The sequence below is a fragment of the Moorena sp. SIO4A1 genome (genome assembly GCF_010672065.1).
In the GTDB taxonomy this organism is placed as follows: Bacteria; Cyanobacteriota; Cyanobacteriia; order Cyanobacteriales; family Coleofasciculaceae; genus Moorena.
In genome coordinates this window covers 1-1,723 of the sequence record NZ_JAAHHX010000525.1, presented here as the reverse complement: position 1 = coordinate 1,723, position 1,723 = coordinate 1, and the positions used below count along the sequence as shown (strand labels likewise).

2 protein-coding genes and 1 pseudogene are annotated in these 1,723 nt (G+C 34.3%); all 3 read right to left on the bottom strand.

Features of this window, described 5'->3' with window-relative positions:
- Positions 1-306, bottom strand: a pseudogene (locus F6K53_RS40230) (nucleotidyltransferase domain-containing protein); the annotation flags it as partial.
- Between the two features lie 333 nt (positions 307-639).
- A complete protein-coding gene (locus F6K53_RS40225) occupies positions 640-1,113 on the bottom strand; it encodes a helix-turn-helix domain-containing protein (protein ID WP_293085692.1) in 474 nt (157 codons plus the stop codon).
- 186 nt (positions 1,114-1,299) lie between these two features.
- On the bottom strand, positions 1,300-1,723 hold a 424-nt coding region (locus tag F6K53_RS40220), incomplete at its 5' end, for a helix-turn-helix transcriptional regulator (RefSeq protein WP_293085689.1).

The window sequence follows — 1,723 nt, the reverse complement described above, 5'->3', positions numbered from 1 at the left end:
AAATGCTCTCGACCCTACTACACAGCGGTAGATAACATGATCATATAAATTTAACTCTGTGAGTAAGTCTTCCGAGAGCTGTAACCCTTCTTTTTGGAAGTGTTTACGAATACTAAATTCATGGCGAGGTAGGGTAACCTCCCTATCATTAGACAAACGCACCCGATACCCATGGGAATTATCTGTTGGTGCTTTTACTATTACACCGACTGCTCCTGGTACACATAATGTTTCACCCGCAGAGTTTTTAACAGCCACACGAGTTACAACTTGGGTACCGACTGGCAAGATTAGGTGAGGATTCATTTATTATAAGTTTTTTGTATAAACCCTAGTACAAGTTTAATCTATTAAACTACTATAGCATTTTTTACTAAAATACAGCCTTTTTAATAACTATTAAGTACACAAAATTATTTCTCTATGCCCTGATCCGAAGACCCCTAAAACCCAGACATTTGTACCTGACCGAATTGAAAACCGCTGTAAGCTGTTGCGCATTGAAATTGGGTATTATTCAGTTATAAAAAAACCGTCAAACCCTCTCCCCAGCTCCCCAGCTCCCCAGCTCCCCAGCTCCCCAGCTCCCCAGTTCCCCAGCTGTCAGAACCATCAAATTTAAATGAAGACCAGCTTATCTTAGGGTTGATGGTAAAAGCAATGCAGCAAGTTATCCAATAGTTTTTCTTTATCAGGATAATTTTTTTTTGTTTTTTGTAAATTATTCTTGGCTTCTGCTAGCAAGTAATAATAACTACTTGCAGACTTAAAAACTACATCATATTTCTCAAATAAATAAAATTTTAAGTCATATAAATTCCAGTCAGATTGTTTTTGTAACCAATCAATAACTTCTTGTTTTTCTTTTTTGCTCAAAAACCCTTTCCCCCCTTTATAAGATAATTTTAATCCTTCTATTCCCGCTGTATTAAATCGTTTTTTCCATTTACTAATAAAGCTTTTTGATACATTTAAAGCTTCGGATATTGATTGATAGTTCCAGCCATCTATGACAAATTTTACAGCTAGCGCTCTTTTTAATTCTCTTGAATCTGGATTCCTCTTAATCCACTCATTTAAATCTTGATTTTTTTTATTTTCTTTATTTGACATAGTTTTTTTTAAAATTTTTTCTGATTTTTGAGTTATTTAAAATTAGTTATATTGGGTTATATGATCGTTACTAGACTGAATAGTAATTATAAATTCAAATCAATTATCCCCGATCATTAGTTGATTTATAAAACCCTAAAATATCCAAAAAATTAAACAATTAAGGCTATACTTGGCAATAAAAAATTAGTATTTTTGTTTAGCGTAAATATTTTTTAAGTGCTTCTTAACCGTATTGATGCTGATAAATAGCTGCTGGGCAATTTCTCGGTAAGTAAAGTTGGCTTTTTTAAGTGACCAAATTTCCTGTTCGCGAGGCGTTAATCCATATTTAAGCGCATCAGTGCTAGCGGAATTTTGAGAAGATTTATTTTGATCTTCTAGGGTGACTAAGAGGTAAGGTTCTGGGGATAATTCTAACGTTAACCATCTAACCCTAACCCGAAAGTTAACTGACTTATCTACTTTAATTTCAGCTTCGATAATTAGTTTGCGATCGCAAAACCACTCACGACTATCAATTAATGATTCGCAAACTCGCCAAATTTGGTCAGGGATAGAATTTATCTGTGACCTACCTTGAGTGATTTGAGAACACATTCGACGTCCA